Here is an 18,516-nt window from a genome sequence, read left to right as displayed (position 1 = left end):
GAGATATGGAGGTCATACATCATGAAACCTGGTAGAAAAATAATAGTGGCAGGTTTGGTGTCTGCTGTTATTATCATCTTAATTTATAATTTCACTTCCAATTCTGAAGAGAGATTAGTAAAAGCAAATGAACCTAGAAGTACTCCAGCAACGACATTAACAGTAATCAATAATGAAGATTTTGCAGGTACTACAAATACACATCGGTTTGATATTCCGGCAGGATTTAGTTATGTTAAAGTGAGTTTTAAAAACACGGGTTCGAAACACTTCACGTTCACGATCAATGAAGGATCTACAAGTGGAACCGCAATAAAGTCTGGCATTGTCTCAGCAGATGGAGAAGAGCATACATATTTTATTGACAAAGCATTGTCCACGGGTTGGTATTATGTGAGTACCTCTTCTGCGCAAGGGATGTCTGGCGCATTAGATGTTTCTCTGGGGAACTGATGCTTATAAATGATTTGGGAATTTACTCTAAAGGAGGAGGAAATGTTTTGAGAAAGGGTACAAAGTGGACATTGTGGATTCTGGGGTTGATGCTTGCTGCAATTTTTATCAACTTCTTTATGAATCTATATAGCTTTGCTTATGCACTGATTACCGTGCTTTTACTTGTCTTTATGGGATGGGGATTCTTAGCAAAGTTAAAGAACGACGTCCGTCAGCATGAAGATCATCATAGAAGAGAGCACCAATCTGCGATCGATGACATTGATCGATACACAAGATAGATTATACATGATTATCACACGTAACGTAGCTTAGCTCTGATCTGATAATCTAGCCAATTGATTTATCAGCCGTTTATGGAGATTGATTTTTCAATTTTTGGTTATTTTATTATATTGGAGGGATTTTATGAAATTATTTAAATTGCCATTGATTCTTTGTACTGTATTACTTTTATCTATTTTGTCAGCTTGTGGTGCGGATGATAGGCTACACGGAAAGAGCGATAACTGGGATGTGTCTCTTCAGAGATCAACAGGGATCTATAGTATTACTTATATAGGTGATGAAAAGCGTATAAAGGATTTTGTGTTTGACCTTACCGGCAATAATATAAAACAACAGGGGAAAGCGCTTGAGGAACAAGGGGTACCGTTCAGTATGTCGGGAACGGTTACTGAGGCGGAGAAAACGAAAGACCCGATTACCTTTAAAATGAGTTGGAACAATCAGAGTGAGATTGTAACTTTTGAGTAAGTCTCGCGTGGTGGAGGTGTTCATCATTGGTTTGGTGGCAACTACTGAATCATTATATAGTATATTCCACACGTTAGGCCGTTCCTTCATGGAGCGGCCTTTTCACACAATGGGGTCTCATTTCGCAACAGTTATTTCAAAAGTCGAGTGATCATGATCCTGAATGCTGAAGCGATATTCCAATCCATTTCGAACTGTCGCCCCATCAAAATCAGACTGATTCACATCGCGATCCAATAGACCGATATCCTGGATGACATCTTGTGCATCGTTATACGTGTACTCACTATTGGTTGTAAGAATGAGTGTGGCGATAGTAGTCAAAAAAATTCCACCCGTTGGTTTACGCGTATCACCAGTTCCATATAACCTGACTTCCTGTACGCTCTCATCTGCATTCACTACACCAACCAAGCGCAATTCATCATTGAATATATACTCGAAAGCGCTAGTGCCCTGCTCAGAAGAGTTATTCATATTCAAGCGGGTAATACTCAAACCATTCAGTCGATATTTACCCACGGCGCCATTAAATTTATTTTGGAATTCATCGGTAGTCATATGGAGGCCAGAAAGTTCGAATTGGGAAGAAGGGGGCTGATCTATTCCAGGCTGATTAGAGTTCGAAGATAAAGTCAGCATGCCATACAACCCTATTGCAGCAATTGCAAAACAGGCCGTCGTTAGTAAAATATATCTGATTGGCAACCTATTACCTTTGCGGATAGATAAGATCATCAGAACAAGAAATCCCAAGAAAGCAATGAAACCAAGAATGAAGAGAGCGGTAAACAGATATTGCAAATTCTCACCTCGTAATCAAAATAATTTCATCGTTCGAGCACCTCATTTATTATAATGTTCTCATGAAAAACTTCAAACTCATACATCAAGGCAGGCAGAAGCTGAAATCAATTCATTACTGCTGGGATCAAGGCATCCCAATTCTCTCCATTGATCTCTCCTTCAAATCGATAAACTGGCTGATAATAACCTTTTGAATCATAGGTGTAAGTCAGTTCATACTTGTTCACACTAAGTTTGTCTCCTTTCTTTAAGTTGTTATAGATCGAAAAGTTTCCCTTGGGAATTTCTTCGTATGCCTCAGCCGGACTGATAATATCAACCACTCGCACATAAATATTTTTATTCATAGAGTATAATAAATTCTGAGGAATCATAGGTTCTGCTGATGGGACAATCATAATTAGTCCGGTATCATAATCGCGGTCACCCTTCGCGATATCTGTAACTGTTTTTTCGATATCCCATCGAACCGTGTCTCCATTTTGCGTGCTGAATATCGCTTTCTTAGGCAATAAGTCATTCTGAGTCAACCAACTGCCATACTCTTGTCCTTGTTTGATTAAATCTTCCGGCTCTACAGGAGTGCTCGCTTCGATATTAGATGCCAGCCACCATGTGCCTGTACTGACGTCATAATTAAAGGTATATTCTGTTCCCGTATTGTCAAGAAAAGTCCAAATTCGGTTGTATCCATCAATAGATATGCTACCTTTCTGATGTAATTCAAAATAATCCTTCATTAGAGAGGCAACTCGTTTGGCATATTCCAGGTTGTGAATTTCACTACTGCGATAAAGAGATACTTTCTCGGCCTCATCCGGTAACCTTGTGTTAAGCGTTACTTCGACTTGATTCATATTTTGAGAAATAGCTGGACGTATGGAGAGATTACCAAGTTCTTTGTTGTGATAAATGATAAAAGCACTGGAAAAAAGCATCGTAAAAACTAGTGGTATGCAGAGTGCCTTCCATAGTGATCTTAAGGTGATCTTTCTTTGCTCAACACTGTCGAGGATCGCTCTCATCAACAAATATCCTGCCATACTACCTAGTGTATTATGTAGAATATCATCAAGTTCAAATATTCCCCTACCGGTGATCATTTGTAAAATTTCGATACCCAATGTTACCAACAGCGATATGAGTAGCACGGGCTTAAAGTGACGCGTTTTCATTCCGATATGCGGAAGTATAAAACCGAATGGTGCGAACATCAACATGTTAAAAATGATGAGCTGGAATTCGCTCAACGACCATTGATTCCATGCATTTATATAGCCACTGAATAGCTCTAAATTGATCCAACCCTCATAATTAGCTCCTCTGCTAAATGTGGTTAAAGTCATAACAATGACAAACCAACCCAAGATCAAAAATGACGCTATAAATTGCCTGTTAGTTATGCTTCTTTTACCCCCTCTTTTCCTATATGCAATATATACTGAATAAGTAATACCGATTACAACAACTCCTGCGGCCAATGCAATAGCTAAGATAGGCAATACTCTGCCTATAACTTGTATTAAATCCATTTGTAACTCCTCCATTTATTTTGTGTTCAATGTCAGCATCTTGTTTGTTTAAAGTATAATCAATGGTGTTTGTAACTCCTATGTATCTATCTTTCACGAATCTTTCAAAAATGTAAGATTAGATTGTATGAACAAAAAAAGCACTGCCGGCATATTGCCAGCAGTGCTTGCTTGATGTTATACAGGTCTTACCGTAAAGGTGAAGTGATACGCGCGGTTGGCTGGCAAGGTGTATTCAGCGTGGGTACGTGCACCCCAGCTGTCATCTCCGCCAACACCCATTTGTTTGTAATTGATACGCGCCACAGTCTGTGTGCTCTGAGGTAATTTGTACACATGATCGTTTGCTTCCAATTCCTCAGGTGTCCACGGCAACGCATTGATTTCAAATGGTATGGTGGCTTCTACATGCAGGCCACTTTGACCATCCGTTGACGTTATTTCAGCGAAGCGTACATCCGTTTTGTTACCACACTCTTGTGGTTTCAGATATGGAACAAATTGATCTCGAACCGCACCTGTGTAATAGCCGAAACGTGCACTGGTTAGACGGTCTGCATAATTGTCATGCGGGCCTCTGCCGTACCAAGAGATGGTATCCAAGCTGTTATTCAGTTGCAGCAGCATACCGAATTCCGGTAGATCAGGTAAGCCGACGCCTGGAATAAGGGTTTGACTGATTTCGAGTACGCCATCCGCATCAATTCGGTATGTGATGGACAGTGTGCATCCCGGATGTTGATCCCACGTATAATCGGTCGTCACGAGAATGCCTTGTTCGTCTGCATGGTGTTCGAAACGAATTAATCTGTTGGTAGCGTGAGCATCTCTCCAGAACGCAGAACGCTCATTCAGGCGGTTCCCCATATCATTATCTGTCATGGCTCTCCAGAAATTCGGCCGGACAGGTACGGTCAATTGCTCCTGATTGTTGGTCTGATAGGACGTTAACGCGCCAGTAGCTGGATTGAAGCTCAAGGTTACTTTATCCGTTGTCACTTTCAATTCATCTTGCAGATCCTGTACCTGCGGCGCATTGCCTTGCCCTTGATGTACCGCTTGGATTGGACGCAATCGTGGAGATACCACGAACTGATCCCAGGCGATTTCATGACCTATTCCTGCCCATTTTGTTGCTACTTTGGTAACCAGAGATACAGTCAGCACCGCTTCCTTGAACAGATCGGATGATGGCGTGTATGGGATTCGAACTTCAACCGATTCGCCAGGAGGTACCGCGATATCCAACGAGCCGTTCTCTACGGATACACCATCGTGTGTTACTGTCCATACGAGCGAATATTCGCTCAGATCCGTGAACAGGAACTGGTTTTTGATGCGCAGCAGGCCGTCTTTGACATCAATGGTTTCCATACGAACGTTCTGATAACATTTCTTCACTTCTTCCAGCTTCGGTGTAACCGTCTTATCTGCCAGAATGAGTCCGTTCCCGCAGAAATTGCCATCATGAGGGGATTCACCGAAATCTCCGCCATAAGCGAAATATTCTACACCGTCTGCCGTAGTGGTACGAATGGACTGATCGACCCAGTCCCAGATGAATGCACCCTGCAACACATCATATTTATCGAACAAATCCCAATACAGATGCAGACCTCCACAGGAGTTACCCATGGCATGGCTGTATTCGCAGATAATATAAGGTTTCTTCGGACCCTTCATGCGCGCGTATTGCTCCACATCTTGTGGGCTGATATACATCGTCGATTCAATGTCGCTTGCCGAATCGGAAGGACGATAATGGAAAGTCCCTTCATAATGAACGAGACGGGTTGGATCGACTTGTTTCAGATAATCGTACATGGCGATAAAATTATCGCCGCCGAAGGATTCATTACCCAGAGACCAGATAATAACGGACGGATGGTTTTTGTCCCGTTGGAACATCGAGTTACAGCGATCGATTACATTATTACGCCATTCCGGCTTGCTTGCGGGAATGTTATTTTCATTCATTTCCTTTTGCCCATAATACCATGTGCCGTGAGTTTCCAGATTCGTTTCGTCAATGACATAGAGGCCGTATTCATCACACAGTTCGTACCAGAGTGACTGATTCGGATAATGGGATGTGCGCACCGCGTTAACGTTATAGGACTTCATCAGCTCGATGTCACGGATCATGTCTTCCCGCCCAATGGCTCGACCCTTATCCGGGGAAAATTCATGACGATTCACGCCTTTGAACACAATGCGTTTGCCATTGATTTGCATCAGGCCGTCCTTCAGTTCAAACTTGCGGAATCCAATCCGGCTGCGAACAGCCTCCAGTGTTTCGCCCGATTCATTCTGAATGGACAGCACAAGTGTATATAGATGAGGGAACTCGGCACTCCATAGAAGCGGATTGATAACCTCTGCTGCCAACTGGAATGAAAGTTCATCCTCACCCTGGAAAGTAACCGCCGCAGTAAGTGGCTGCTTCAGTACAGTCTGCTGCTGTGCATCATAAAGCTGCGCCTGAACGGACAATCCGGCAGTAGTCTGCGCGGCATTATGATTAAATAATTTCAAATCCAGCAGTAGCTCCGCATCCTGATACGCGTCATCCAGTTCAGTGCGAACAAAGAAATCGGCGATCTGAATCGGGGAAGGGGAATGCAGGTATACACCACGGAAGATGCCACTTAACCGCCAGAAATCCTGATTCTCCAGCCAGCTCGCATCACACCAGCGATATACCTCCACAGCCAGCTTGTTCTCACCTTCCGTTAGATACGAAGTAATATCGAATTCTGCGGGCGTGAACGTGTCTTCACTATAACCGACCAGCTCTCCGTTCACCCATACATAAAAGGCAGATTCAACGCCCTCAAAGTGCAGCAGGACAGGACGGTCTTTCCAGTCAGCAGGAACCGTAAACGTACGGATATACGAACCCACCGGATTATAACTTGTTGGTGCAAATGGTGGCTTCAATTCAGGCTCGCGTTCGACCCACGGATAGGTCATATTCGTATATTGGGGATAATCGTAACCTTGTAGCTGCCAGTTGGAGGGAACGACGATCTCGTCCCAGTCACTGGCATCATAGTTGTTCTCATAAAAGGATGTAATCCGTTGCTCCGGTGTCTCCGCAAAGGCAAACTTCCACTGACCATTCAGTGATTCGTACCATGGTGATGCGCTGGATTCATTGGATAACGCTTCTGCTACAGATGGAAACGCTACCATAGACGCATGTGCAGGTAGACGTCCTACTTGAAAAGTCTCGGGATTGTTGTTCCATTCCGGGTATCCATTTGCCGGAGGGGTGTGTACCAGTTTCTTTCGCATAACAGCAACTCCTTCTGAAATGTTATAATATTGTCATTATAGAATTGAATGATGACTTAGAGAATAAAGAATATTGCCCATATATATCACAATATGAAACTAACGATGAAGAAAGTGGTGTACTGGATGGATACCCGGATTTTTTTTGGTAAAACAGAAGAAGCTGCTCGCCTGCCGATCTATATGACCACGGTTGGTTACTGGGAACACCAATATGAAACCGAGCGTCCAGAGGGATTCCCGGATTATCAGATCCATCAGATTATTCATGGTCAGGGGAGGCTGATTATACAAGAAGACGAGTATATTGTCGGACCGGGTGACGTTTTCTTTCTGTATCCCGATGTTCCGCATCGATATATGCCCATCAGTGACCGCTGGGAGCTGGCTTGGGTCTCATTTCAGGGGAGAGAAGCCAGCCAGTTATTATCTTATGCGGGGATAACCGGTTCACGCGTATGCAGACTCAGGACAGCAACGCTGCTGCGTGGCCTGGAGCAACTTCTGGTTAGAGGAGAGAATGGCGGTGATACGGATTACGCAGATTACGATGTGGAATGCTCCAAACAATTATATGCCCTGCTGCTGGATCTGAAGCCACTGCTCATCGCATCCGCCAATTATAATGATGAACTGGAGCGCTTGAAGCCTGTGCTGCGTTATATCGCAGAGCATCTGGATCGTTCACTTTCCCTGAAGGAACTTGCCGATGTGGCTGTGGTATCTCCCCAATATTTGTGCAGGCTGTTTCAGAGAGCACTCCATACCAGACCTGTATTTTACGTGAACCAGGAACGGATCAATCGAAGCAAACAACTTATGTTCAGTGAGAGAGAGCTTCGAATATATGAAGTTGCTGATCGGGTGGGTTACGAGAATGCCAGTTATTTCTGTGCGATGTTCAAAAGGCATACAGGCATGAGTCCAGAGCGTTTTCGCAAACTGCACGGACTGAATTGAAAGTCTGAATGCTGTTATTCATTTTGAATTTTGATCTGTTATTCATCCCAATTTCAGTTTCCATTAAGGTTGGGAAGGTAAGATAAGTCTTGTAAACCCCTTCTCGTGTTAAATAGATGTGTGACTGGCCCTATCGGATTGTCCTCCGGTAGGGCACTTTTTTTCTTCATTTCTTCGGTTGATGGTATGATAGATAAATACATAATGTGTAACCAACTCTAGTGATCGGAGGATGGAATTGTGGATCACAGCTTGCACCCGTTGTTTAAACCTATTCAGATGAATGGAACGTACCCTAACAGTTATTATGTTGAGAAAATACCTGCTGCCGGTCTGATGGCTTATGTGGCCTGTTATTGGGAATCAGGATCTCTTCCTAAAACACATGCGGATGTTGCTAAGAGAGAAGGTCCAGAGCGATCGATGACGACAGTACCTGCCCGGGTATTACCGGATGGTTGCACGGACATGCTGATTACATACGACTCGGTCTGTTCAAAGCACTCCTATGCTTACTGTGGCAATTATACACAGCCATTCGCTGTACCTGAGCCATCCGATGATGGTTCCCCTGCTGGAGACTACACCTTTGGTGTCCGGTTCTTCCCGGGTGGAGCGCATGTCTTCCATGGCATGTCTCTGGAGTGGTTTACGGATAAGCGAATTGCCCTTCAGGAATGTTGGCCGGAGAAGCTTAACGAGCTTCAGGAACGGATGGCCGAAACGAATAGTTTTGCAGAGCGAGTAGAGGTTATGAATGCGTACTTGAGTCCGTTGCCCGTGCAGGCAAGCACATCTGAGAACAATTTGATGAAAAACGTGCTGCACCGCATCTTTATAGATGGGGGACGTATGACTGTCCAAGAGCTGGCGATGCGTGAAGTGATTAGTGAACGGCAGTTGCATCGCAAGTTCTCGGAATGGGTCGGAATCAGCCCCAAACGATTCAGTGAGGTGGTTCGTTTTCATCGTGTGCTGAGCGATATTCATCAGGGAAACACGGCAGACTGGGCAATGCTTGCCCAGAATCATGGATTTTTTGACCAAGCCCATCTGATTCGGCAATTTCGCAAGTTTTATGGAGAGACTCCATTGACGGCAGCCAGAGAGCATGGCAGGATGTTGTCCGATTTGTACAATAGATCTGTAGAAACGTCGGTTATACTTAAATCGTGAGAATAAAAGGTAAGGGAGACATCATATATGAATGGAACATTGCAGATTCGGGATCACTTGTTAAATGAATTGGAAACAGGCGTACGTACGGGGGCTTCGTTAATTCGCTTGATCCGTTCGGAGGATTGGTCTTATCGTCCACAGGAGAATATGCGTTCATTGGTGGAGCTAGTGCATCATTTTATCCAGATTACCGCATCCGATCTTGCCATTATGCAGGAAAAAGGTGAAGCTGAGGTTGGGCTGGTGGAGAATAGCCTGTCGGGGGTTGAGGATATCGAGAAGCTTGAAGCAACATTATGGAGCAATTTCGAATCCTACAAAGCCTATATCACGGGATTGAGCGAAGATGACTTTTTGAATCGTTCAACGAAAGCTTTTTATATGGAACATGGTCATTTGCAGGTTCAATGGCAGATTGAAACGGTAACGCATGTATTCCATCACCGTTCGCAGCTGTATAACTATCTCAAGCAGCAGGGCCATGAACTGAACTTTTTCATGCTGTATGCGTAATTAAACCTGTAATAATAAAGTAAGCTTAGTTAGCCCCACCGGATGGTCCGGTGGGGCTTTTTTTTGCGTACAGTCGTCTATCAATCTATGAAGTCTATCAAAATTGGACATTATGACGCTGGTAATTCACCGTTGCTTTAATAGATTTCAAGCATAGAATACCGTATCACAGCAAAAGGAGGTGATTTCGATGGCCATCCTTTTACCGCAACAGTTTTACAATCTTCCAGCCGGTGTAGGCAAGTCTTACTACGAAAACTTGGCTGGAGGCACCAATGCCAGCGCTACAGTGAACAACTTTGGACCATTTCCAGTATCTCTCGTAATAACACGTGTTAATGAACCTGTAGTCACTTACGTTATTCCTGTAAACAGCAGCCTTACCATTTCTGCAGGTGGAGTTCTGGTTTTTGCCTTGTTAGCTAACCTTGGAGGCGCAGCTTCCGGAACAATTCAATTTGCCGTAGCAGATTTGTAATTGGTGTGGACTGAAATGGAATGACCTCTGTCGGACATCTTGTCGACGGGGGTCTTCTTTTTTTATGGATATACATAGATTTAAATTAATTAAGTGGCTGGTTTACGATTACATCTGTATTCAATGCTTTTAAAATTTTTCTTGGTAAATAATAAATACGTATTACCCTTAAAATTTAACAGCGCCTTTATACAGGTTTGTTTACTTTGGCGGTCATTCGATTAATTTAAGGTATAAGCTGCACGTGAACTGGTGTTGGCATAGAGGAGGTTAGTCGATGATGAACAGAACAATCTTATTTGAAACTGAACGGTTGGAATGTGCGACTTGGAACGAAGGAGATCGTGCGCTGGCGTTTGCATTGTGGGGCGATCATGAGGTTGCCAAATGGATTAGCAGCAAGGGGTTCCTGAGCGAGGATGAAGTAGAAGCGCGATTGACACAGGAGATTCAAAGGCAGAAGGAAGCGGGTGTGCAATATTGGCCCCTTTTTGAGAAAGAGTCGGAGGTGTTTGTCGGTTGCTGTGGCCTGCGTCCGTATTCTCCAGAAGAGGAGATCTATGAATTGGGATTTCATCTAACCCGGGATCACTGGGGCAAAGGGTATGCGCAGGAAGCGGCGCGGGCGGTAATTGGTTATGCCTTTGACAAAATGAATGTGAAGGCACTGTTTGCCGGGCATCATCCGGACAATGAAGTGTCACGTCACATCTTGATGAAGCTGGGATTTGAGTATACAGGTGACAAACAGTATGAACCGACAGGATTAATGCATCCGTCCTATGTGCTGAAAAAACCGTAAATATGCTTCGAATAGGGACAGGCCATAGGCTATCCTAATGAAGTGAATTCATTTATATGAGAAATGTGGTCTACTGTATATCAACCTGGTTTTCATGCTTTTTTTATTTCGCTTTCAGCTTCTATTAAGGTAGCAGAGGTAAGATAACTCTTGTAAACCCCTTCTCGTGTTAAATAGATGTGTGACTGACCCCGCCGGGCGCCGGTGGGGTATTTTTTTGTTTGATTTTCAAATAAACAAAACTAAACAAAAATAAATAAAAGTTTAATTCTGTGTTTATTATTGACTATCAAAGATAAACAAAGATATAATGAATGTGAAATAAGGAACTTACTATGTACGTAGCAAGCCATTTGATTTTCAATATAAGGAGAGATTGATCATGAACGTGACCCTTACCAATGAAACAACGCAGGCTGCAGGTTTCCATATTCCATTTGTCCGTGAGATGGCTGAGATTACACAACATATGTGGAAAAATGGCTGGGATGAGCGTAATGGCGGTAATGTCAGCTATCTGCTGGAGGAAGAGGAAGTTACCCAATATATCGATATCCATCATGTGATTCGCAAGATCAAACCGGCATTTTCGGTGCAGGAGCTGGCAGGCAAGTATTTTATCGTGACCGCATCGGGTAAATATTTCAAAAATGTACTCGCTGATCCGGAGAGTAATCTAGGGTTGCTGCGTGTATCGCAGGATGGACAGGAGCTGGAAGTGCTCTGGGGATTGAAGTCGGGGGCCAACCCAACAAGTGAGTTGCCTACACATTTCATGAGCCATATCGAACGTCTGAAATTAGACCCCAACCACCGGGTTGTCATGCACAACCATGCCACTCATGTATTGGCTATGACGTTTATCCACGAATTGGATGAAGCAAAATTCACGAAGACGCTGTGGCAGATGTGCACGGAGTGTGTAGTTGTATTCCCGGATGGGATTGGTATTATTCCATGGATGATTCCTGGATCGAATGAGATTGGCCGCGAAACGGCTGAGAAAATGAAAGAATACCACGCGGTCATCTGGCCGCAACATGGCATCTTTGGAACAGGAACAACGATTGACGAGGCATTTGGTCTGATTGAGACCATTGAGAAGGCAGCCCAAGTATATATGCTGGTTGCTGGTCACGAGATCCGGCAGAGAATTACAGATGAGCAGCTAACCACGCTTGCGCAAGCGTTTGGTGTTACCCCTCGTCCCGGCATTCTGGGCAGTTAAAATAGTCAACGCATAGATCAAGGAAGTGGCTTTTGGTTCATTGAACCAAAGGCTATTTCCTTTTTTTTGACGAACAATCGTCATTTTGGTTCAAAAAAGTTCAAATTGCTGAACAAGAATGGCTTTGTTATCGATTATTGAATCGTAGAATGCATTATCACGCGCTGGCGAATTTCGGGTGAAATGACGTATTGTCAATGGCTCTGCGATTTTGCATAATAACTATGCTTCACAGATGAGAGACGGAAGGAAGTTATGATCATGCTTGGCAAAATGAAGAGAATCTTAATAGGCAAGCCAATGAAATCGGCTGAACTGGATGGAGAAAAATTGGGGAAATGGAAGGCGCTCGCCATCCTGTCCTCGGATGCCCTATCGTCCGTTGCCTACGGTACGGAACAGATTTTGCTGGTGCTTGTTGCGGCCGGATTCGCCGCCCTGTGGTATTCTGTTCCGATTTCCATCGCCGTACTGGGATTACTCGTCATTTTAATTTTTTCCTATCGCCAGACGATATTTGCTTATCCAACAGGGGGCGGCGCTTATATCGTAGCCAAGGATAACCTGGGTACAACATCCAGTCTGATTGCCGGAGGATCTCTGCTGGTCGATTATATTCTGACCGTTGCGGTAAGTTCGTCCGCAGGGACGGATGCGATTACGTCGGCTTTTCCTATGCTGCATGACTACAGTGTTGTGATTGCACTCATTATGATTGTTTTTCTAACGATTATGAATTTGCGGGGAGTGACGGAGTCAGCGTCTGTGCTGGCGATCCCCATCTATCTGTTTATCTTTTCGATTGCAATTCTGATTATCTCGGGCGGAATCAAATTTCTTGCCGGGGGGATGGAAGCAGCTGCACCTGAATTCGGAACAAGTCTATCCCATGTAAGTATGTTTCTGTTATTGAAAGCATTCAGCTCCGGATGTTCGGCCTTGACTGGTGTGGAAGCGGTAAGTAACGCGATCCCAAACTTCAAGCAGCCTGCCGAGAAAAATGCCGCGGGTACATTACTGCTTATGGGTTGTATATTAGGAGCCATGTTCATTGGCATCACGTTGCTGGCTTTCGGTTATGGGGTGAAGCCTGATCCCAAAGCAACGGTCATTTCCCAGATTGCTGAAGCGACGTTTGGCAGGGGCACGATGTATTTTATCATCCAGGGTGTAACGGCACTGATCCTGTTCCTGGCAGCCAACACAGCATATTCGGCTTTTCCGCTGCTATCCTTCATGATGGCGAAAGACAAATACATGCCGCATGCATTTATGGTCAGAGGAGACCGCCTTGGTTTCTCAAACGGGATCATTTTCCTCAGTGTGATGTCTGCGCTGCTGGTGGTCGGGTTCAAAGGAAATACGGAAAGCCTGATTCCGCTCTATGCGGTAGGGGTGTTCATTCCATTTACCCTGTCACAGCTCGGTATGATGATTCGCTGGATCAAAGTCAAACCGTCTGGCTGGCAGATGAAGTTGCTGGTCAATACCGTCGGTATGCTGACTACATTATCCATTACCCTGATCTTTATTTTCACCAAGTTCACGCAGACATGGGTCATCTTTATCTTTTTACCGCTCGTTGTTTATGTATTCATGCGTATTCACCGACACTATTGCAACATTGCTGATGAGCTGCGGATTGATATTCAGATCGATAAGCCGGCCAAAAAAGGCAATACGATAGTCATTCCTGTTGCAGGCATTACCCGGGTCGTCATGAATACGATCAGTTACGCCCAGACGATGTCGGATCATGTGGTCGCGCTGTACATTGGATTCGATGATGAGGCCATACGCAAGATGGAGCAGAAGTGGGAGGAGTGGAATCCAGGTGTTCGTCTGGTCGTGATCAAATCGAGATACCGTAGCATTATGGGGCCGCTGAAGAAATTCATTGATACCGTAGAGTGGAAAACGGCCGAGACCGATCACATCACCGTATTGATTCCACAATTCATCACCAAGCACTGGTGGCAAAATGTACTGCACAACCAGACCAGCTTCATGATCCGGGCCTATCTGATCAATTATAAAGACGTGATTGTCACCACGGTGCCATATCATCTTAATCGTTAACTCGAACGGTTAATCGCTTTACTTCGTGTGGGAGATTTACAGATTATTGTAAAATGAGTCAAGTTCTTTAACAGACAAACGTTCATATTCCATTTACACATCAAACCGCAGGGATATCTCCAAAAAGGGGAGTTCTTGCGGTTTTTTTGTCATGAAATTCGGTATGGATACCGCTTTCGAATGGATACACATTTGCGTAAAGTCCCTTGTCCAGGATTAACGTTACGTTGATTCAGAATGAATTTTGCTGTGACATTCGACTCTTACACTAGATAACGTGGTGCTGAAGTTGATATAACATTCCACACACACTGAATGCGTGAAACAAGGGGGAAGAAAATCCGATGAGTGAGCTTGATAACCGGATCAGCTTGCCTGCCGCCAAACGGCGCGTATCCGGTACGAGTGAGCGCCGGACAGCCTCGCTGCGTGTGCAGCGAATGCGGGAGAATATGCTGGCCTATGGTTTCCTGGCACCATCGCTGCTTTTGTTTGCAGTGTTTCTGTTTTACCCGATGTTTAAGTCCGTGTACCTCAGTCTGCATTCCACAGATCCGACGGGACAGATTGCGGCTTATGTAGGACTGGATAACTTCAAGGCCGTGTTCCAGTCGGGACTGTTTATGCAAGGGATGAAAGTGACTTTACTATTTGTCCTGTTTACAGTGCCTACGGGTATGCTGGCTGCTCTGATTCTGGCTGCACTGACTCACAACCGATTCAAGGGAATGCGTGTGTTCCAATTTGTGTTCTCTCTGCCCGTGGTGTTATCCGTTGGTTCGTCAGCGGTCATCTGGAAGTTTCTATTCCATCCCACCCTGGGCATGCTGAATTATCTGCTTGGCAAAGTAGGCATCGATCCAATTCCCTGGCTCACCAGCCCGGATTGGGCATTGATCTCGATCTCCATCATGACGATCTGGATGAACCTCGGATTCAACTACATTATTCTATCCAGTGGTTTGGCAGGCATCCCGGATGAGATCTACGAGAGCGCCAAGATTGACGGTGCAGGACCATTGCTGACGTTTCGCAAAATTTCGATGCCGCTACTGTCACCCACGTTATTCTTTGTTACGGTCGTATCGATCATTGGTGCTTTTCAATCGTTCGGTCAGATCAACATTTTAACCCGGGGTGGCCCGATGGACAGTACAAATGTTTTTGTCTATTCCATCTATCAGGAAGCCTTTGTTAATTTCCGCTTTGGTACAGGTAGTGCACAGGCACTGATCCTGTTTGTGGTGATTATGCTGCTGACCCTGATCCAGTTCAAATGGGTAGAAAGGAAAGTGCACTACCAATGAGTGCGACATGGACCAAAACGCTGTTGTATGGATTACTGACGATCTGTGCAGCACTTGTGCTGTATCCGGTGATGTACACCTTTTTCATGGCCGTCATGACGCCGGAAGATGCGAGCGCTTATCCGCCGCATATCATTCCAAATTCCATCGATCTGTCCAACTTTAGCGAAGTATTTGATATTGTTCCGATCGGCCGATTTATCGGCAATACCTTTCTTGTGGCAGGACTGACAACGCTTGGTCAACTGATTACAGCGAGTATGGCAGCTTATGCTTTTGCAAAAATGCAGTTCAAAGGCAAAAACGTCATCTTCAGCATGTTTGTCGCAACGATGATGATTCCATGGGAAGTGACGATGATCCCCAACTACCTGACGGTTCGCAGCTGGGGTTGGCTGGATAGTTACCAGGGGCTTATGGTGCCTTTTCTGGCAACGGCGTTTGGAACATTCCTGCTAAGACAGTTCTTCATGCAGTTACCCAAGGAACTGTTCGAGGCGGCGAGGATCGACGGTTGTGGTCATATTCGCTATTTCATATCGCACGTCTTGCCTTTGTCCCGTCCGGCACTTGGTACATTGGCAATCTATTCATTCTTAAGCATGTACAATTCATATCTCTGGCCGCTGCTGGTGACAAATACACCGGAAATGAGAACCGCACAGATCGGGATCTCGATGCTGGAGTTCCAGGAATCCACAGCGTGGAATCTGGTATTTGCCGGGACAGCAATGGTGATTCTACCGTCCTTGCTGCTATTGGTCTTCGGGTTGAAACAGCTTGTCCGCGGAATGGCCGCAGGCGCGCTGAAGGGGTAAGGTGAGAAAGTTTTAAAACTATTTAATTGAAGTGGAAGCTCTGAAGGTTTTGATCTAAAGATTTTGATTTAGAGGTTTTGAATAGAGGTTTTAAATTAAACCTTGTATCTTCGTACAAGGTCTAAGGTTTGGATACCAGGAGCGAATAAAATGAGCTCGCATTCTCAATAAGTCTCTTGAAGAGCTGCAAAAGTAGTGAAGGAGAAGAATCGATTCTGAAGAAGCGAAGCGCTCGCCTTTATCCACGGATTTCCCCCTTTGAAAGGGGATGAAAAGAAATCCGGGGGTAACAGCGATCAAAAGAACGATTCATATCCGGAACGGTCACCTTGCAGCACCCAAAGCCCCACTTATGTTGAAGCGAGCCATATAAAAGGAGAGCGATTTCGTTTGAAAAAAAGAGGAACATTTGCATTAATGCTGGCTGCACTCATGTTGGTTATCTCCGCTTGCGGAACAAAAGCGGAAACAAGTAGCCCGGCAAGTGGAGCTCAAGCAGAAGCAGCCGCAGCCGAAACAACACAATTGACGTGGTGGCACTCCATGTCTGGCGCTGGGGAGAAAGCTATTAATCAACTCGCTTCTGACTTTAACGCAAGTCATCCGGACATTCAGGTGAAGCCCATCTATCAAGGGAAGTACGATGAAAGTCTGAACAAACTCAAAGCATCCATGGGCTCAGACAGCGGTCCTGACATTATCCAGGTTTACGAGATCGGCAGCAAGTTCATGATCGATTCGGGCATGATTACGCCAGTACAACAGTTCATCGATAAGGACCAGTTTGACCTGTCCCAACTGGAGCCAAACATCATCCGGTATTACACCATCGATGGCAAGTTGAACGCCATGCCGTTTAACACATCGAACCCGATCCTGTACTACAACAAGGATATGTTCAAAGCAGCAGGTCTGGACCCGGAGAACCCGCCGAAGACGTATGAAGAGTTTGAGCAAGCGGCAAAAGCACTGGCAAAAGACGGTAAGCCAGGTGCATCCATGGCGATCTATGGCTGGTTTATGGAACAGTTCTTTGCAAACCAGAATGCAGATTATGTAAACAATGGAAACGGAAGAACTGAGGCAGCTACAGAGTCTCTGCTGAACTCCGAAGCTGGAGTGAAGACATTAACGTGGTGGAAAAAGATGATTGACGAGAAAACCCTCTCCAATCTGGGACGTAGCACAGACGATACAACAGCAGCATTTACCGCTCAGCAAATCGGTATGACCCTTGATTCCACGGCTGGCCTGCGTAAAATCGTAGAAGGTTCAGGTGGCAAGTTTGAACTGGGAACAGGCTTCCTGCCTCGTCCAGCGGATGCCAAAGAAGGCGGCGTTGTGGTGGGTGGAGCGAGTTTGTACATTATGAATAACAAATCGGAAGCACAACAACAAGCGGCATGGGAATTCATCAAGTATTTGGCTACACCAGAGGTACAAGCGAATTGGAGTGTTGCGACAGGATACTTCCCTATTACGACAGCAGCCTACAATGAGCAAGTATTAAAGGATAATATGGCGAAGTACCCGCAATTCCAGACAGCAGTCGATCAATTGCACGCTTCCGCGGATTCGACAGCAACATCCGGGGCATTGATGGGTGTATTCCCAGAAGCCAGACAACTTGTCGAAGGAGCGATTGAAACGGTCCTGAATGGACAAGGTACACCACAGGAAGCACTGGATGCAGCAGCCAAACAAATTACAGACAAGATTGCGCAATATAACAGCACGGTGAAGAAATAATTGTAGGTAAAGCTTTGGATTAAAAACAGATGCGGCGATCATTAATGATCGTCGCATTATTGTGATTTTATGATATCCTCTGAGACCTAAGACGGATTTTTCTTAATGTACAACCTGTTTGAACAAATGATGCAACGTTGATAACATGATGAACGTTAACAGGTTTTGTCAGATCACAGGCCAAGTAACAAAAGTACGGCTGAAAAGGGTGAGGGATTGTATGTCGAAGTAAAAGATATTTAATTACCATGTGTCAGTAGTTCGATTTTATATACCACGGTTAGGCCTAAAGTCGATATGACGATTTATGTAAAATATCCTCCTGCGCGCTAACAATCGGCAAAACTTACGAATAATTGCAAGATGTATTCATATTTCAGACGAGATATAGCTTAGAAAAGATTTCGCGAAAATCAGCGGGTATTGTAAAACTTAGTCTCTAAAGGCAAATGAATATAATATGTTTAACTCCTTAGAACAGCTTGCAGACTTACATCTGCAAGCTGTTTTTTTACTAATTAATGCCTGTTAATTTTCACCAAGTGAAGGTATAGT

16 protein-coding genes are annotated in these 18,516 nt (G+C 44.7%); 13 read left to right on the top strand and 3 right to left on the bottom strand.

All coding sequences use genetic code 11. From position 1 onward, the window contains the following. The first annotated feature begins 21 nt into the window (after positions 1 to 21). From MHI14_RS24355 to MHI14_RS24345, 3 genes are all read left to right on the top strand, one after another. Positions 22 to 453: a hypothetical protein gene (locus MHI14_RS24355; RefSeq protein WP_289391498.1), complete on the top strand. Its 432-nt coding sequence runs from the start codon at positions 22 to 24 to the stop codon at positions 451 to 453. A gap of 47 nt (positions 454 to 500) precedes the next feature. Then, on the top strand, positions 501 to 737 hold the full coding sequence (locus MHI14_RS24350) for a hypothetical protein (protein WP_341131410.1): 237 nt from the start codon (positions 501 to 503) through the stop codon (positions 735 to 737). Between the two features lie 127 nt (positions 738 to 864). Next, a complete protein-coding gene (locus MHI14_RS24345) occupies positions 865 to 1,212 on the top strand; it encodes a hypothetical protein (RefSeq protein ID WP_341131409.1) in 348 nt (115 codons plus the stop codon). A gap of 117 nt (positions 1,213 to 1,329) precedes the next feature. On the opposite strand, the gene MHI14_RS24340 is transcribed toward MHI14_RS24345, so the two are convergent. The 3 genes from MHI14_RS24340 to MHI14_RS24330 all read right to left on the bottom strand — a co-directional run bounded on the left by MHI14_RS24340 (position 1,330) and on the right by MHI14_RS24330 (position 6,848). Further along, positions 1,330 to 2,016, bottom strand: coding sequence for a hypothetical protein (locus MHI14_RS24340; protein WP_341131408.1), 687 nt, complete (start codon positions 2,014 to 2,016; stop codon positions 1,330 to 1,332). A 107-nt stretch (positions 2,017 to 2,123) separates the two neighbouring features. Beyond that, the gene (locus MHI14_RS24335; protein ID WP_341131407.1) at positions 2,124 to 3,551 is read right to left on the bottom strand and encodes a VanZ family protein; all 1,428 of its coding nucleotides are present in this window, start codon (positions 3,549 to 3,551) and stop codon (positions 2,124 to 2,126) included. A 177-nt stretch (positions 3,552 to 3,728) separates the two neighbouring features. Continuing rightward, positions 3,729 to 6,848: a glycoside hydrolase family 2 TIM barrel-domain containing protein gene (locus tag MHI14_RS24330; protein ID WP_341131406.1), complete on the bottom strand. Its 3,120-nt coding sequence runs from the start codon at positions 6,846 to 6,848 to the stop codon at positions 3,729 to 3,731. Between the two features lie 93 nt (positions 6,849 to 6,941). On the opposite strand from MHI14_RS24330, the gene MHI14_RS24325 reads away from it, so the two are divergent. The 10 genes from MHI14_RS24325 (at position 6,942) to MHI14_RS24280 (ending at position 17,961) form a co-directional block, all read left to right on the top strand. Next, positions 6,942 to 7,808 (top strand): AraC family transcriptional regulator, encoded by an 867-nt coding sequence (locus MHI14_RS24325; RefSeq protein ID WP_240768260.1) that lies wholly within the window; start codon positions 6,942 to 6,944, stop codon positions 7,806 to 7,808. 240 nt (positions 7,809 to 8,048) lie between these two features. After that, positions 8,049 to 8,984 carry a helix-turn-helix domain-containing protein gene (locus MHI14_RS24320; RefSeq protein WP_341131405.1) on the top strand — a complete coding sequence of 312 codons (936 nt, stop codon included), beginning with the start codon at positions 8,049 to 8,051 and terminating at the stop codon, positions 8,982 to 8,984. A 27-nt stretch (positions 8,985 to 9,011) separates the two neighbouring features. Further along, positions 9,012 to 9,500, top strand: a complete 489-nt coding sequence (locus tag MHI14_RS24315) for a DinB family protein (RefSeq protein ID WP_341131404.1) — start codon at positions 9,012 to 9,014, stop codon at positions 9,498 to 9,500. A 190-nt stretch (positions 9,501 to 9,690) separates the two neighbouring features. Further along, positions 9,691 to 9,978 carry a hypothetical protein gene (locus MHI14_RS24310; protein WP_091033737.1) on the top strand — a complete coding sequence of 96 codons (288 nt, stop codon included), beginning with the start codon at positions 9,691 to 9,693 and terminating at the stop codon, positions 9,976 to 9,978. A gap of 280 nt (positions 9,979 to 10,258) precedes the next feature. Then, a complete protein-coding gene (locus MHI14_RS24305; protein ID WP_341131403.1) occupies positions 10,259 to 10,780 on the top strand; it encodes a GNAT family N-acetyltransferase in 522 nt (173 codons plus the stop codon). A gap of 382 nt (positions 10,781 to 11,162) precedes the next feature. Next, the gene (gene rhaD, locus MHI14_RS24300; RefSeq protein WP_133386749.1) at positions 11,163 to 12,008 is read left to right on the top strand and encodes a rhamnulose-1-phosphate aldolase; all 846 of its coding nucleotides are present in this window, start codon (positions 11,163 to 11,165) and stop codon (positions 12,006 to 12,008) included. Between the two features lie 261 nt (positions 12,009 to 12,269). Next, positions 12,270 to 14,087, top strand: a complete 1,818-nt coding sequence (locus MHI14_RS24295) for an APC family permease (protein ID WP_341131402.1) — start codon at positions 12,270 to 12,272, stop codon at positions 14,085 to 14,087. A gap of 344 nt (positions 14,088 to 14,431) precedes the next feature. Further along, complete coding sequence (locus tag MHI14_RS24290; protein ID WP_091033725.1) at positions 14,432 to 15,394, top strand: carbohydrate ABC transporter permease; 963 nt, start codon at positions 14,432 to 14,434, stop codon at positions 15,392 to 15,394. Then, positions 15,391 to 16,212, top strand: a complete 822-nt coding sequence (locus MHI14_RS24285) for a carbohydrate ABC transporter permease (RefSeq protein WP_133386751.1) — start codon at positions 15,391 to 15,393, stop codon at positions 16,210 to 16,212. The genes MHI14_RS24290 and MHI14_RS24285 overlap by 4 nt, the downstream gene beginning before the upstream one ends. 390 nt (positions 16,213 to 16,602) lie before the next feature. Beyond that, on the top strand, positions 16,603 to 17,961 hold the full coding sequence (locus tag MHI14_RS24280; protein WP_133386752.1) for an ABC transporter substrate-binding protein: 1,359 nt from the start codon (positions 16,603 to 16,605) through the stop codon (positions 17,959 to 17,961). Positions 17,962 to 18,516: the final 555 nt, after the last annotated feature.

Source organism: Paenibacillus sp. FSL K6-2393, from assembly GCF_038002545.1.
Classification (GTDB): domain Bacteria; phylum Bacillota; class Bacilli; order Paenibacillales; family Paenibacillaceae; genus Paenibacillus.
This window is presented reverse-complemented; position numbering and strand designations above follow the sequence as displayed.

Bases quoted from the DNA above. Each gene is read 5' to 3' on its own strand.
- MHI14_RS24355 (WP_289391498.1), top strand. From the start codon at position 22: ATGAAACCTGGTAGAAAAATAATAGTGGCAGGTTTGGTGTCTGCTGTT.
- MHI14_RS24345 (WP_341131409.1), top strand. From the start codon at position 865: ATGAAATTATTTAAATTGCCATTGATTCTTTGTACTGTATTACTTTTA.
- MHI14_RS24335 (WP_341131407.1), bottom strand. From the start codon at position 3,551: ATGGATTTAATACAAGTTATAGGCAGAGTATTGCCTATCTTAGCTATT.
- MHI14_RS24330 (WP_341131406.1), bottom strand. From the start codon at position 6,848: ATGCGAAAGAAACTGGTACACACCCCTCCGGCAAATGGATACCCGGAA.
- MHI14_RS24325 (WP_240768260.1), top strand. From the start codon at position 6,942: ATGAAACTAACGATGAAGAAAGTGGTGTACTGGATGGATACCCGGATT.
- MHI14_RS24315 (WP_341131404.1), top strand. From the start codon at position 9,012: ATGAATGGAACATTGCAGATTCGGGATCACTTGTTAAATGAATTGGAA.
- MHI14_RS24310 (WP_091033737.1), top strand. From the start codon at position 9,691: ATGGCCATCCTTTTACCGCAACAGTTTTACAATCTTCCAGCCGGTGTA.
- MHI14_RS24305 (WP_341131403.1), top strand. From the start codon at position 10,259: ATGAACAGAACAATCTTATTTGAAACTGAACGGTTGGAATGTGCGACT.
- rhaD (WP_133386749.1), top strand. From the start codon at position 11,163: ATGAACGTGACCCTTACCAATGAAACAACGCAGGCTGCAGGTTTCCAT.
- MHI14_RS24295 (WP_341131402.1), top strand. From the start codon at position 12,270: ATGCTTGGCAAAATGAAGAGAATCTTAATAGGCAAGCCAATGAAATCG.
- MHI14_RS24290 (WP_091033725.1), top strand. From the start codon at position 14,432: ATGAGTGAGCTTGATAACCGGATCAGCTTGCCTGCCGCCAAACGGCGC.
- MHI14_RS24285 (WP_133386751.1), top strand. From the start codon at position 15,391: ATGAGTGCGACATGGACCAAAACGCTGTTGTATGGATTACTGACGATC.